General features: G+C 45.2%; 15 protein-coding genes. 7 read left to right on the top strand and 8 right to left on the bottom strand.

Annotated features, from left to right (window positions below):
• The 3 genes from JK130_RS13125 to JK130_RS13115 form a co-directional block, all read right to left on the bottom strand.
• On the bottom strand, positions 1-209 hold a 209-nt coding region (locus tag JK130_RS13125; RefSeq protein WP_246587801.1), incomplete at its 3' end, for a hypothetical protein.
• Positions 210-331: 122 nt separating this feature from the next.
• Positions 332-934: a class I SAM-dependent methyltransferase gene (locus JK130_RS13120; RefSeq protein WP_218354776.1), complete on the bottom strand. Its 603-nt coding sequence runs from the start codon at positions 932-934 to the stop codon at positions 332-334.
• A gap of 116 nt (positions 935-1,050) precedes the next feature.
• Positions 1,051-1,413, bottom strand: a complete 363-nt coding sequence (locus tag JK130_RS13115) for a hypothetical protein (protein ID WP_218354775.1) — start codon at positions 1,411-1,413, stop codon at positions 1,051-1,053.
• Positions 1,414-1,690: 277 nt separating this feature from the next.
• Between JK130_RS13115 and JK130_RS13110 the strand changes: the two genes are divergently transcribed.
• On the top strand, positions 1,691-1,942 hold the full coding sequence (locus JK130_RS13110) for a site-specific integrase (RefSeq protein WP_246587800.1): 252 nt from the start codon (positions 1,691-1,693) through the stop codon (positions 1,940-1,942).
• A gap of 179 nt (positions 1,943-2,121) precedes the next feature.
• Positions 2,122-2,934, top strand: coding sequence for an NAD-dependent epimerase/dehydratase family protein (locus tag JK130_RS13105; protein WP_218354774.1), 813 nt, complete (start codon positions 2,122-2,124; stop codon positions 2,932-2,934).
• Positions 2,935-2,946: 12 nt separating this feature from the next.
• On the opposite strand, the gene JK130_RS13100 is transcribed toward JK130_RS13105, so the two are convergent.
• The 3 genes from JK130_RS13100 to JK130_RS13090 all read right to left on the bottom strand — a co-directional run bounded on the left by JK130_RS13100 (position 2,947) and on the right by JK130_RS13090 (position 5,671).
• Positions 2,947-4,365 carry a sodium-dependent transporter gene (locus JK130_RS13100; protein WP_218354773.1) on the bottom strand — a complete coding sequence of 473 codons (1,419 nt, stop codon included), beginning with the start codon at positions 4,363-4,365 and terminating at the stop codon, positions 2,947-2,949.
• Positions 4,366-4,547: 182 nt separating this feature from the next.
• Positions 4,548-5,282: an SDR family NAD(P)-dependent oxidoreductase gene (locus tag JK130_RS13095; RefSeq protein ID WP_218354772.1), complete on the bottom strand. Its 735-nt coding sequence runs from the start codon at positions 5,280-5,282 to the stop codon at positions 4,548-4,550.
• Positions 5,279-5,671 carry a thiol-disulfide oxidoreductase DCC family protein gene (locus JK130_RS13090; RefSeq protein WP_218354771.1) on the bottom strand — a complete coding sequence of 131 codons (393 nt, stop codon included), beginning with the start codon at positions 5,669-5,671 and terminating at the stop codon, positions 5,279-5,281. Before JK130_RS13090 ends, JK130_RS13095 begins: the two co-directional genes overlap by 4 nt.
• Positions 5,672-5,790: 119 nt before the next feature.
• Between JK130_RS13090 and msrA the strand changes: the two genes are divergently transcribed.
• The gene (msrA, locus tag JK130_RS13085; protein ID WP_218354770.1) at positions 5,791-6,333 is read left to right on the top strand and encodes a peptide-methionine (S)-S-oxide reductase MsrA; all 543 of its coding nucleotides are present in this window, start codon (positions 5,791-5,793) and stop codon (positions 6,331-6,333) included.
• Positions 6,334-6,351: 18 nt separating this feature from the next.
• Here the strand turns inward: msrA and JK130_RS13080 are convergent, their stop codons facing one another.
• Entirely contained in the window at positions 6,352-7,530 is a 1,179-nt protein-coding gene (locus JK130_RS13080) for a hypothetical protein (protein WP_218354769.1), read from the bottom strand.
• 280 nt (positions 7,531-7,810) lie between these two features.
• Here JK130_RS13080 and JK130_RS13075 point away from each other — a divergent pair, with 280 nt between their 5' ends.
• The gene (locus JK130_RS13075) at positions 7,811-9,676 is read left to right on the top strand and encodes a metallophosphoesterase family protein (protein WP_218354779.1); all 1,866 of its coding nucleotides are present in this window, start codon (positions 7,811-7,813) and stop codon (positions 9,674-9,676) included.
• A gap of 19 nt (positions 9,677-9,695) precedes the next feature.
• A complete protein-coding gene (gene fldB / locus JK130_RS13070; RefSeq protein WP_218354768.1) occupies positions 9,696-10,232 on the top strand; it encodes a flavodoxin FldB in 537 nt (178 codons plus the stop codon).
• A 216-nt stretch (positions 10,233-10,448) separates the two neighbouring features.
• Here the strand turns inward: fldB and JK130_RS13065 are convergent, their stop codons facing one another.
• The gene (locus JK130_RS13065; protein ID WP_218354767.1) at positions 10,449-11,708 is read right to left on the bottom strand and encodes a PQQ-dependent sugar dehydrogenase; all 1,260 of its coding nucleotides are present in this window, start codon (positions 11,706-11,708) and stop codon (positions 10,449-10,451) included.
• Between the two features lie 206 nt (positions 11,709-11,914).
• On the opposite strand from JK130_RS13065, the gene JK130_RS16845 reads away from it, so the two are divergent.
• Together JK130_RS16845 and JK130_RS13055 are read left to right on the top strand one after the other, a co-directional pair.
• On the top strand, positions 11,915-12,337 hold the full coding sequence (locus JK130_RS16845; RefSeq protein ID WP_218354766.1) for an LPD1 domain-containing protein: 423 nt from the start codon (positions 11,915-11,917) through the stop codon (positions 12,335-12,337).
• Between the two features lie 184 nt (positions 12,338-12,521).
• On the top strand, positions 12,522-12,929 hold the full coding sequence (locus JK130_RS13055) for an ExbD/TolR family protein (RefSeq protein ID WP_195811161.1): 408 nt from the start codon (positions 12,522-12,524) through the stop codon (positions 12,927-12,929).
• Positions 12,930-12,958 lie beyond the last annotated feature (29 nt).

Below are 12,958 nucleotides of genomic sequence, written 5' to 3'. Positions count from 1 at the left end.
CTCTGAGCTTTTGCTAATTGAAAAAACTCACCTACTGGAAAATTAGCTGTATCATCTTTCCCTGCAACAGGATTGAAATTTTGTTTATATAAGTCTGAAATTTCTAACTTAAAGTTTTCATTTTTAAATACATCTATTGCTGTTTGATGCAACGCAAAATTAAACGAGCCTTGTTCTGGGTGTGCTACCACTAGATGAACTTTCACCATACTTCCTTAAAATGCCTAACGCCAAACTTTGGGGCGCTAGCACGTGGGCTAAAATCCGAGCGAAGCGAGTGAGCCCACGTGTTAGCGTCCCAGCGACCGAAGGGAGTGCCAACAGCTTTTTGTTAGGCACGTTTTTGTGCGACCACGTATAAATGTTTGTTTGGAAAGTCATCATTTTCCAAGTGTCGACACACACAGTTGTGACTTTCCAATAACTTTAAAAGTGCAGGGATGCCAAGAGCTGCGTGATACAAGTCTTGACCTAAAAATGGATTGCTACCATCACCTTTCTCATCGACCGCACCACTTGTAAAAATTATTACGCCATCCACTTCCAGATGCTCAAGGAGCTTACCAATTACACTTTCTTGGTTTTCTAGGGGCACATGCCAAATACTATCCCATGCTGATATGAATGCATATTTGTTACATGGATCCCAGTTGCAGATATCTGCATGATGGAATATGACATTAGGATGCCTTATTTTGGCAAGTCTTAGCATCTCGGCTGAAAGGTCCAGCCCCTCAACATCATATCCATACTCTAATAATAAATTGATTATACGACCGCTACTACCGCAGCCTACATCAATAGCTTTTCCCGTCTTTGGGGCAAAGTTAAGCGCTCTCTTGTGCTGAGAAATACCATTTTCTCTATTGAAGCGGTCGCTATTCCAATGCTCTGCAATCTTATCGTAATTGGATGCTTGCTGTATGGGATTCATATTTAGTGCCTAACTTTAAGCTTTGGGGCACAGGCACGGGGCTATAATCGCGAAGCGGCCCCGTGTTTGCGTCCCAGCGAACGGAGTGAGTGCCAATAGCGTTTTGTTATGTGCGTTCACGCCATTACTCCGTTTAGCAGCATGCCTGGCATAAAAAAGCTAAAGGCAAAAATACCAGAACCAGTGAGAGCCAACGCAAGACAGCAAAATGTAGCCTGTAACGCGAAAACGCTAGGTTTAGATGAGTTGCTATGTCTGAGAAAAATCACAGCGACACTTGCAGTGTTTTTGATGTGGGCATAGAAACGATTTAGCCAAGTCATAATTGGCTGAAAAGCTACAAGTAGAAAAGCGAATGCTACCTCTATACCACCAAACTGAACCAGTAGTGCGATTTCAGGAGCAAACGCGGCAACTAGGACTATGCTGATGCCTATTGCAGCTTTCTGAATAAATGTGAAATCTTCCCAATTTTTCATATAAATCCTTTTAGCACATAACAATTTAATAAGGCGCAACTTGCGCGTTTTTCTGCCGAGCTACCGCTCGTTTTTTATCCATATTGCCATGATTATCAAGTTGGTGAAAGCTGATGCAGGCAATGGCTGCAAGAAAATTAAGCTATTTGATTTTAGGACGCAAACGCGCGATTGGGTCGTTTGCGTGAATATAGGGGAAAAGCTGCGATAGCTGTGTATTTCTACAGATAAACAGAAAGTCATGAAAAAAAGTCTTTGCTCTTAAATCAGATCACTGATGTACGTGTTACTAAGAAAGTATTCTTCAAGGACTGTCTTTACTTATTTGAAGTGGATTTCAGCGTTTATTTACTTTTACGGGAAACCTCACCCTTCCATCACCCTTCCAACAATGGGTGATAATGAAGTTGAACCATACCTTGAACATTTGGCGCTAAATGCAAATGTGTCACCGCGCACGCAAGCCTCTGCATTAAACTCAATATCGTTTCTTTATAAGCCCAGCTTTCGGTTTTGCTGCCTGCGTTAATAACCCTACTTAAACGCTCAGCGATCATGTTAATTGAGTGAGTCATACACACCACTCATTCAATTTTAAAAGAGTGAGCCGGCTCTGATTACAGCAGATAATCTAATTGGTACAATAATACGAGCCAATCTTCAGCGCCATGCTAGGATAGTGTTTGTTTATCTTTACTTGCGAACGCTATGACTAACCTGACTCTATGTGGATGTGGCTGGCTAGGCCAACACCTGGTACGCCGCCTACCCGCTTGTTATAACATTTTAGGCACTACCCGCAGCTCTGAAAAAGCCGCACAGCTTAAGCGTTTAAATGTCACCCCCCTTGTTTATACCCTGGGCGAGACTGAAAAAGCGGTGGCCACCACCAGTAGCGCCAATCCTGTTATTCTTAATATTCCGCCCGGAGCACGCAAGCGCCCGATAGACCCCGCCTATGTCAGTAACATGAAGGCCTTAATCGATGCGTTTTTTGCAGCGGGCTGTCCTTACCTGGTATTTATCAGTACAACAGCCGTTTACGGTGAGCAGAATACAACGGTAACCGAACAAAGCCCGTTACAGCCTGTAACCGCCTCAGGCACGGCCCATGTTGAGATAGAAACCTATTTACAACACCAGTACGCGCAGCGCTCGATAGTGCTCAGGCTAGCCGGGTTAGTAGGCGCAGACCGCCATCCCGTCAATTTTTTAAGTGGTCGTAGTTTAGACAAAGGTGAGCAGGTTGTTAACCTGGTGCATGAGGCTGATATCTGCAAAGCCATAGAACAGTTACTGGAACAAAAGATCACCGGCAAAGCAATGCATCTATGTGCGTTGGAGCATCCTAAGCGAGGACGCTATTACATTGATAGTGCACAAAAAAAGGGGCTTGAAGCCCCTGTTTTTAACTTTAACTTTCACACCCTGCCCGCTAGCGGCAAGTTAATTGATGCGCGGGCCAGCTGGCAACAACTGGGCGTAAAGCCCGCTTATGCCAACCCTTATGACATGTTGTAGGCCCAGCGCACTTTAAAACAAAGAATAGCCAAAGTACTTCAGGCATACGGTATTTATAAAAATAACCGCCAGAATAACCGGTATAAACGTTCCCAAAGACACATTTACATAGCGGGCGAAGAAACTACCTTTGTAGTTTGGCGCCCCCTCTTCAAGGGCCTCATTCAGGTTGTGACGTTTCCAGCGATAGATAACAAAAATACAAATCAAAAAGCCGTTAAGTGGCAATATGGTATCGTAGAAAACATCGTAGACAACATCGAAAAACGACTTATCGGCGCCTGCATAATGGGCAAAACTGGTGAAGAAATCAACGAAACCGAATGACAATGCGCAGAATCCGCCCAGTGCAATTAAGATACTCCCCAGCAACACCAAAGCCTTTTTACGACTTACGTTTTTCTCTTCCATTAATGCGGCAACCGGTACTTCAAAAATAGATACCAGCGAAGTAATGGCCGCAAAAAACACCAGTAAGAAGAACAGACTCGCGACAACCGAGGCCCCGATATAACCAATACTGGTTTGCAATGCTAAAAATATTTTTGGCAGGAATGTGAAGATCATCCCAATGGATGACTCGCTCAATTCAGCGGGGTTGGTATCGGGGTTAAACGAAAAGATAGCCGGTAATATCAATAAGCCCGCAGTAAACGCCACGGCGGTATCGGTAATGGCCACCAGCTTTGCTGAATTGGGCACATCAGCATCTTTAGAGATATAACTGCCATAGGTTAGCAATATCCCCATCCCCAACGACAAAGAGAAGAAGGCTTGCGATAACGCCCCATTTATCACCGACGCGGTTAACTTGCTAAAGTCAGGAATGAGATAAAATTTGACACCCGCCATCGCATTGTCCCGCGTTAATACAAACACCACTAAAATCAGCAGCATTAAGAACAACGACGGCATCAGTAATTTGGCGGCTTTTTCAATACCTTCTTTTACGCCACCTTGCAATATCAGATAAACAATAGCTGACACGCCTGCCATGTATAAAAAGACTTTTGGCGAGTTAATAAAAGTATTAAAGGTATCAGGGTTCGCCAATACATCTAAGTCGCCGGTCATGGCTTCAAACAGATACCCGAATATCCATACCGTGATGACCAGATAAAACACGGCAATCATAAAGGGGGTTAAAATGGATAACCAACCGGCCAGTTTCCAGCGACCTGAGTTATTGCTCAGCTCTCTGTAACTGCCTAATGGGTCTTTACGGGCCCGGCGTCCAACGGTCATTTCGGCCAACATAACTGGCAAACATATCGCAAATACAAAGATGGCGTACATCAGAAGAAACGCACCGCCACCATTTTTCGCTGCACCTACCGGAAACCCGACTAAGTTTCCAATGCCCACAGCAGACCCTGCTGCGGCAAGAATAAATCCGATGCGCGATCCGAACTGTTCTCTGGCTCCGCTCATTCCCAGCTTCCCCTCAACTTATTGTTATTTGTTGTATTACGTTGGCAACGTATTTTTTTAGTAGCTGTGGGTAAATGCTAACGCCTTCACACCGCTGCCACGTCACCGTTTTTTTTCAAAATGGTAACAGCAGTGTTACGAAAAGTCTTGAATTTAAGCGCAACTGACGGGCGTTAACCGTATCACCAACTTACCACCTTGTGATCCCAGTCAAGAAAGTAAGGGCTGTGCTGGCTTTCCACCGTCTCAAGCGCCGTTAACAACTGGTTAGCCGTAAACTGCGCTGTGAATAGTTTTTCAGGTTTAACATTGTGCTGAAAAGGCTCTGATAAAGCCGTATCTACCGTACCCGGGTGATAACACACCAGGCTGGTAGATTTAGCCCGCCGGCCATATTCAACCGCAGCGGTTTTCACCAACATATTCAGGGCGGCTTTAGAGGCGCGATAGCCGTACCAACCACCAAGACGATTATCGCTGATACTTCCTACTCTGGCACTCAGACACGCAATTTGACTGGGGTTACTGCTCATAACACCTACCAGATGCTTTAGCCACAGAGCTGGGATCACACTGTTGATTTTAAAATAGGCCAGTAACTGTGACTCATTAAGATCTTCGAGCTTTTTCTCGGGGGACAGCGACAGTTCATCCACGGCGCCGTGCAACGTACCGATCGTGCATATGGCAGTGACGACCCGTTCGTTAGCGTGTTTTATGGTTTGACAAAACTCAGCAATGTCGGCTTCGTTATCTGTCTGCAGTGTTTTAAAAGTGACATTATCAGCCCCCTGGTCAGTCACAGGGTGTCGCGATAATGCGTACACCGGCGTTTGCTCAAAGCGTTGGGCCGCCTGGGCGGTAATCGCCCGGCCGATGCCACCGTTGGCCCCAATAATTACAATTACGTCTTTCATAGGTGAGTGTCTCTGTCGAAGCCTTTGTCGCAGCCGCGTTTTTTACCGGTAAGCCAATACGAAATTTTATATCGGTGGCGCGCAAATAGCGTATAGGCTTTATCTGCTACCGGACGAACGACAGGCCAGCGAAGGGGGGCGTATAGCCAGCCTTTACCTACGGCCTTCCAGGCAGCGTGGGTTGCATCTAAACCTGAAAGCATTGTGCCATCTTCCTGCTGAACATGAATGCTATTATTTAACGCGTTCCAATCCAGCGTACTAAAGCGCTCACTAAAATCATCTTGCTGAATATCTTCAAACTGAATATACCGGCTTTTGTCGTACCGCTGTAAATGCGCCATCTCTTTGCGACACAAAGGACAGTGCCCATCGTAAAAAATAATCATTGAATGCCGTGTCACTTGGTAGGTCAGGTAACTTGGTACGCTAAAAATAATCTGCCGGATGACTTGAAGTGTGTTTGTCGCGCACCCACCTTTTATAGCAACGAACAAGGGAGAAATTTATGGCGAACATTCAAACTGCCACCGTCGGTGGTGGCTGCTTCTGGTGTATAGAATCAGCATTTAACAAAATTGAGGGTGTCGTTAAAGCCACTTCCGGTTATGCAGGCGGTCAGACTGACAATCCAACCTATGAAGCGGTATGTGGTGGCAATACCGGTCATGTTGAAGTGGTAAAGGTCGAATTTGACGCAGATAAAATAAGCTATCGTGAGGTTTTAGAAATATTGTTTGCCCTGCACGACCCCACCCAACTTAACCGGCAGGGCAACGATGTAGGAACCCAATACCGCAGCGCGATATTTTATCATGACGACACTCAAAAAGCCGAAGCCGAAAAAATTGTTGATGAGATGACTAAAGATGAGGTTTGGCCCAACACTATCGTGACTGAAATCACCACATTAAACAATTATCATGACGCTGAAGAGTACCACCAGGATTACTTTACCAATAATCCGCAAAATCAGTATTGTGCAATGGTTGTGGCCCCTAAACTGGCCAAGTTTAAAAAGACTTTTGCCTCACGTTTGCGCAAAGACTAAAAACGAACAAAGCAGCGTTTAGTTTGCGCTGCTTTGTGCTTGTTGGTGGTTTTGCGTTGTTGTAAACCAGGTACTTTGTAATGGTGTGCTAAACAGTAACGCGGCCATCTTTTTATAGCTCGTTTCATTACTTTGGCACTGAATATTTTTCAGATAATTAACTTTCCACGGGTCGTTGATCATCCACAGGGTATTGTTGAGTACGGTTACCCCCTCAATAGACGCGTTGTCCATTCTTTCATACTCGGCGCAATCTTCGCCTTTTGCCGGGGCCAGAAAGTCCATCTTAATTTTGTTAGCAGGCTGTTCTCCATTAACGTCTAATACCCACAATTCATTGTCGTTTCGCGCTATTGCTAATAAATACGGATTATCGGTTTCAGGATGGAGGTAATATTCTAATGCGTTGATGGGATGCGAGCCTTCTTCGTGCGGCGGAAGCTTTATTGCCGGCTCAATTACGCTGGCAAAATCGGTGGTTTCCCAAAACCCGTCTATCATATCCACAGCAAAAATACGGGGATTGCCGGCTTTGTCTTTTTCAAGAGCCAGATACAACCGCCCATCTTTACCTAACGCCATACCTTCAATACCGTCATTTGGAAAATCGCCTACCGCCAGCTTTTTATCAAACTGTAATGGTCGTACCCTGGTCATTATTACATCGCCACTGTCTAGCTGCTCTAACCGAACTAGCAATGTGGGGTAGTCGGTCGAGCCGGTCTCGGTATAACGCTGTTGACAGCGTGGCGACAAGGCACCGGTTCGGGTAGCATCTTCGGTTACGGTGTAAAAGACTTCCGGGTCGATGGGATCTGCAATTAAGGCTTCAAGATCGGGCTCGCTTCCTAAATAAGCGGCAAAGCAACTTCGACGAACGCGGCTACCTAAACGCATTTTTTCCGTTTTGGGCAACAGAGTGGCGGTTTCGGGCTCAATAATATGCAACTGGCGTTGTTGAGAACTATCGGCACTGCCATCTGAGATAGACACTAACTTGTTTTGCCATACTGATAATCCTGAAGGCTGCGGGTCTATTGCTACGCTGCCGTTAGCTTCAGACAGCCACTGGCCTTTTATGGTTACAATAGCAGGGCTTGCTTCTTCATCAATGCCTGAATTTTCAACAGGTGGAGCGTCAGAGCAGCCGCTTAAACTTACTGTTAATGCCAAAACATACAGAGCCAGATGCTTCATAATATCCTTTAAAAGAAAAACACAGTATAAACACTTTCGGCTTTATAATATCTCGTACTTGTTCAGTATAGGCAAGCGCGCGGTGAAGCACAGGCGGGATACGAGTTCAGTTGATGTATTTTGTTGCACTTTTTTGCTGCGCTTTAACTTTAATAATGAACATAATGCCGTTTAGTTTACTGCCACATTGCTTTGATACCCAAATGGTAGTTATACATTTTCAGGCACCCCAATGAGGTTGCAGAATCTATAAAAGAGGTGGGTTATTTCTGATCATAGTCTGCCAGTCGTGCTGGCTGGCCCTGTTTTAAGACATATCGATGCTCGCACGGTAACGGTGTGGCTGGTAACGTCGGGTAGCGAGGCACCTGAAGTGGCGCTATTTAATGACGCCCCGGTTTCCATTAATACTCATACCGACACGGTGCAGGTAGGTACCTATGCCTATGTTCACCTGTTGCAGGTTGTTCCTGAAGATACATTAAGTGTGAATACGGTATATTACTATTCGCTTAATTTTGCCAGCACTGAGCGTCAGCAAGCATGGCAAAAAACGGCAGCTAACCTGTTTTACGCTAATGAAGATGCGTTTAGTTTTCGGTTTCAACAACAGCTCAGTAATGTATTGCACGGCTCTTGTCGTAAACCGCATCACCCGGTAGACGATGCTTTGCAACGGGTCGACGATTGTATTGCGCAGGAGTTTTCGCACCAGGTACGCCGGCCAGATATGCTGATCATGTCAGGCGATCAGGTTTATACCGACGACGTGGCAGGTCCTATGCTTCAGGCAGTACAGCAGCTAAGTACGCAACTGGGTTTATTTGATGAAACCTTGCATGGAGCGGTGGTAAACAAAGGCAGCGAACTAATTGGACACCCACACAATTTTTACGAACGCGAAAAGATTTTACCGCAGACTGAGCTGAATACGCCTTTGTCTAAACTGTTTTTCAGCGCAAAAGAAAAGCCGGTGTTTACCTCGGTAAACGCACATAACCATTTGGTAAGTTTTGCCGAAGTAATGGCCATGTATTTATTGGTTTGGTCAGATTTGCCCTGGCAATTGGTTTCCTTAGACCCTGAACAGGTAAGCGCCCAATATCGTCAGCAGTTTATTGATGAACAACAGGCTCTTGAAAATTTTATCACGGCGCTTGGCCCGGTGCGTCGTGCGCTGGCGCATATCCCGGTGTATATGATATTTGATGACCACGATGTCACTGACGACTGGAACCTTACCCGTGACTGGGAAGACGAAGTTTACGGGCATCCGTTATCGCGTCGTATGGTAGGTAATGCACTTATGGCGTATTGGTTATGCCAGGGCTGGGGCAACAAACCTGAGGTTTTTAAGCCAATTATTGAACAGGCTCAGTCTGTATTTACGTCTGACGGTCTTGCCCGACACGATGACTTTATTGATATTTTGTTAGATTTTGAGCAATGGCATTACAACCTAAATACCAGCCCTCCGGTATGTGTTTTAAATACGCGAACCCGCCGCTGGCGCTCAGAAAGCAATGCAAAGAAACCTTCAGGCCTGATGGACTGGGAAGCATTGTGTGAATTTCAGCAGGACATAATTGGCAAAAAAGCCGTCATTGTGGTGTCAGCGGCGCCCATTTATGGGGTCAAATTTATTGAAGCCATTCAAAAGGTGTTTACCTTTTTTGGTCAGGCGTTAACGGTAGATGCCGAAAACTGGATGGCCCACCGCGGCACTGCCCATGTCATGTTAAATATCTTCAGACACTTTCGAACACCTCCCGAATTTATTATCTTGTCAGGCGATGTTCACTACTCGTTTGTTTACGATGTCCGTCTGCGCTTCAAGCGCAACAGCCCGCACATCACCCAATTTACCTGTAGTGGTTTAAAAAATACATTTCCCGAGAACCTGCTAAAAAGACTTGAACGGTTTAACCGGTATCTTTACAGTCCCGACTCGGTGTTAAATATCTTTACGCGTCGGCGTAATATGTCGGTCACTGCACGTCCGGTACCTGAGCAAAAAGCCAAGACTCTGCTTAATCAAAGTGCGGTGGGTCAGTTGATTATTGATGATGACGCTGACAAAGTTATTTGCAAAGCATTGTGCGCCAATCAGCAAACGATAGAATTTCCGGCACATCAACCAGACTAAAACTATAAAAGGTAAAAAAATGAGTGAATCTGCCCTGTCTATTGGCCTGTTTTACGGGTCAACCACCTGCTATACCGAGATGGCGGCTGAAAAAATTCAGGCACAATTAAACACTTTGTTCGATGACCAGGTAGTTAGCCTGCATAACATCAAAGATGAGGCTTTAAAGCGTGCCGAAAACTTCGATATTCTTATTTTTGGTATCTCTACCTGGGATTTTGGTGAGCTTCAGGAAGACTGGGAGTCGCACTGGGAAGAGGTTTATCAATTGGCATTGCAGGGTAAAACGGTGGCCTTGTTTGGTCTGGGCGATCAGTTAGGGTATGCCGACTGGTTTCAGGATGCCCTGGGTATGCTCCATGATGCGCTGGTTCCCTCAGGCTGTAACATTATTGGTTACTGGCCAAATAAAGGCTACGAATTTGCCGTCTCTAAAGCGCTGACCGAAGATCAACAATCCTTCGTGGGTTTGAGTCTTGATGATGAAAACCAGTACGAGCAAACTGACGAGCGCATTGAGAAATGGTGTTTGCAACTGCTTGAAGAGCTAAGCTAACCCTAGCTGGTTAAGTTTGCTGGCTGCTTTCACCAGCCATTTTATCGCCCCGATCCGCCCCGATGGATGATGCAGAGGTCGGCTTTCAGAATATTTGCAGGCGGTTTAATCTTTACAGTATAACTATAGGCCGCAGGGTAAGCCGGACCTAGCAATAAAAAGAACATAGTGGCCGGTTTAAGTATCATTCAAAATAAATAAACCGGCATTGTAAGTTTATTTGTCAGCCTGGACTGACCATATTGTGTTGCCATCATCGTCGGCCACCAGCAACATTCCAGAAGCTGTTTCACGTACCGCCGAGGGGCGACCGTACGCAGTATCCGATTTCATATCTTTAAGAAACCCATCCATAAATGATTCAATTTCACCGGTGGGCTTACCGTTTTCAAATGGCATAAAAACAATACGATAGCCGTTGTATTTAGCCCGGTTCCAGGAACCATGCTGGGCTGCAAACAAACCGTTATGATAACGTTCAGGAAACGCGTCACCCTCGTAAAATTCTAAATCCATCGTCGAGGTGTGACTGCCTAATGCCATATCCGGAATAAGCGTTTTTTCGGGGAGATCTTTCGGCATGTTGTCGCTCCAACGAGGATCGATGTTCTCACCGTAATATTTGTAAGGCCATCCATAAAATCCACCTTCTTTAACACTGGTCACAAAATCAGGTACAAGATTGTCACCAAGCTTATCCCGCTCATTAACGGCGGTCCAAAGCTCGCCCGTCACTGGATTGTAATCCAGTCCGTTAGGGTTACGCAGACCCCAGGCAAAGATTTCTTCGTTGCTGCCATCCGGGTTTACAGTAAGAATTTTTGCGCGGCGTTCTTCTTTATCCATGCCGTGCTCACCAACATTGCTGGAAGAACCCACGGTCAGCAGGAACTTGTCGCCCGCCTCATTGACTTTAATATTACGGGTCCAATGATGATTGTAGCCACCGGAAGGAAGGGTGTGGATTTTCTTACCCTCCCCTTTAATGCTGTTTGCACCGTCTTCGTACTTATAACGTACAATGCTGTCGGTGTTGGCAACGTAAAAATCGCCTTGCAACAATGCCATACCAAATGGCTGATTAAGGCCCTTTTCCAGAAATACGTGACGCTCTTCAGCCACGCCGTCCTTATCTTTGTCTCTGAATAACGTAATTCTATCTGCACTGCCACTTTCAGCGTCGTTAGACTCCGCAATTAATACATCGTCATTGGGTAAAGTATAAATCCAGCGGGGATGCTGTAAGTCTTTTGCAAATACTTTTACGGTAAATCCTTCAGGAACCGAAGGCTTTTTATCATCAGGCCATTGAATAACCTCTGAGCGACGTTTTGCTGATTTAGTTGCATAAGGTTCTGGCAAGGGTACTTCGGTCCCCACTGCGTACCCATTCTCAGGTGTTACGGGAACTTGCGCTTGAGATGCGAGACTGAAGGTGCACGTTAATGCGGCTAAAATTGGGCTTAGTTTCATCATACTTGAATCCTGACAAAGAAGAGGTGTATTAAATGCGCTAAAAACCATTGCAGACAACAACTTCCAATGCGAACGCGCACAGCGGTTTGGTTAGTTACGAAAAGACATTGATTACGGATTAGCAAGCTTTCGAGCCTGGATTAAGAAGCATTAACTTCTTTTTAGCACGCGGTATATCTTCCAGACAATTTTTGACTTAAGCCTTCATGGATTTGTTTGTTCAAGCAGTAGTATCAGCGGTGGCAGGGACAAACGGCCAAATTGCCGGAAGAATGTTTGTAGATCCGGCTCACGGGTACTTTGTGCAAACCTGGTCAGGTAATGCATCGCAAACAGCGCACCCGCTAAATGCATTACTGTGTTGTTTTTTTCGAATTGTTGATTTTTACCCTGATGGCGCCTGCAGATCTTGCCTGAAAACATTGATCGGAGCTGATCGCGGCTTAAAAATGTATTACTATGTCACGCCTCAAGAGATGGCTGCAAAAGCTTTTGAAGCCTGCATTCAGGATCATTTTCTGAAAAACGCCATTCTTGTTCAGGGTACAAAAAGATCGGTAGAGGCTAGACTTGGTATTTATCCTCATGGTAATTTGCGTACTCAGGTTAACCAGCAGTTAATGAAATAGTTCGACATGCTGGATAAAACGCTGAGCCCAAAATGACTTAAATGTGCATTTTAAAGGCGTACAGCCTGGCCAGTTGGCCAATACTCGTGTTAAACCGGCGCACACTGTTTGATGAAAAAACTATATATTTTTATTACAAACGGTATACTAATGCGCTAGAACTTTAGAGAAGAAAGAATACAAGATGAAAAGAAAAAAGCATACATCTGCTGAGGACGAGGCTCAGGTTGACATGACTCCCATGTTGGACATTGTGTTCATCATGTTGATCTTCTTCATTGTTACCACGTCTTTTGTTAAAGAGAAAAGCCTTGACGTAAGTCGCCCTGAAGACAATCAGTCTAATAACAATCAGCCGTCTAAAGCGTTGTCTATTCGTATTGATGAGACAGGCAAAATTATGATGGGTGGTCGTGAAGTTGATATTCGTCGGGTTGTTGCTAACGCGCAAACGTATCTGGCTGAAAACAACACCGATACTGCTGCTATCCAGGCTGACGAAAATACCGAAGAAGGTGTGGTTGTTGAAGTAATGAACCAGGTAAAAATTGCAGGTATTGATAAAGTTTCAGTACTGGTTAAAAAAGGCTAATATTTTCTGGTGGTCTTTAAGTATTCAAA

The sequence above is a fragment of the Alteromonas lipotrueiana genome, from assembly GCF_019249245.1.
GTDB lineage: Bacteria > Pseudomonadota > Gammaproteobacteria > Enterobacterales > Alteromonadaceae > Alteromonas > Alteromonas lipotrueiana.
This window is presented reverse-complemented; position numbering and strand designations above follow the sequence as displayed.

Bases quoted from the DNA above. Each gene is read 5' to 3' on its own strand.
- JK130_RS13120 (WP_218354776.1), bottom strand. From the start codon at position 934: ATGAATCCCATACAGCAAGCATCCAATTACGATAAGATTGCAGAGCAT.
- JK130_RS13115 (WP_218354775.1), bottom strand. From the start codon at position 1,413: ATGAAAAATTGGGAAGATTTCACATTTATTCAGAAAGCTGCAATAGGC.
- JK130_RS13110 (WP_246587800.1), top strand. From the start codon at position 1,691: ATGTACGTGTTACTAAGAAAGTATTCTTCAAGGACTGTCTTTACTTAT.
- JK130_RS13105 (WP_218354774.1), top strand. From the start codon at position 2,122: ATGACTAACCTGACTCTATGTGGATGTGGCTGGCTAGGCCAACACCTG.
- JK130_RS13100 (WP_218354773.1), bottom strand. From the start codon at position 4,365: ATGAGCGGAGCCAGAGAACAGTTCGGATCGCGCATCGGATTTATTCTT.
- JK130_RS13095 (WP_218354772.1), bottom strand. From the start codon at position 5,282: ATGAAAGACGTAATTGTAATTATTGGGGCCAACGGTGGCATCGGCCGG.
- JK130_RS13090 (WP_218354771.1), bottom strand. From the start codon at position 5,671: ATGATTATTTTTTACGATGGGCACTGTCCTTTGTGTCGCAAAGAGATG.
- msrA (WP_218354770.1), top strand. From the start codon at position 5,791: ATGGCGAACATTCAAACTGCCACCGTCGGTGGTGGCTGCTTCTGGTGT.
- JK130_RS13080 (WP_218354769.1), bottom strand. From the start codon at position 7,530: ATGAAGCATCTGGCTCTGTATGTTTTGGCATTAACAGTAAGTTTAAGC.
- fldB (WP_218354768.1), top strand. From the start codon at position 9,696: ATGAGTGAATCTGCCCTGTCTATTGGCCTGTTTTACGGGTCAACCACC.
- JK130_RS13065 (WP_218354767.1), bottom strand. From the start codon at position 11,708: ATGATGAAACTAAGCCCAATTTTAGCCGCATTAACGTGCACCTTCAGT.
- JK130_RS16845 (WP_218354766.1), top strand. From the start codon at position 11,915: ATGGATTTGTTTGTTCAAGCAGTAGTATCAGCGGTGGCAGGGACAAAC.
- JK130_RS13055 (WP_195811161.1), top strand. From the start codon at position 12,522: ATGAAAAGAAAAAAGCATACATCTGCTGAGGACGAGGCTCAGGTTGAC.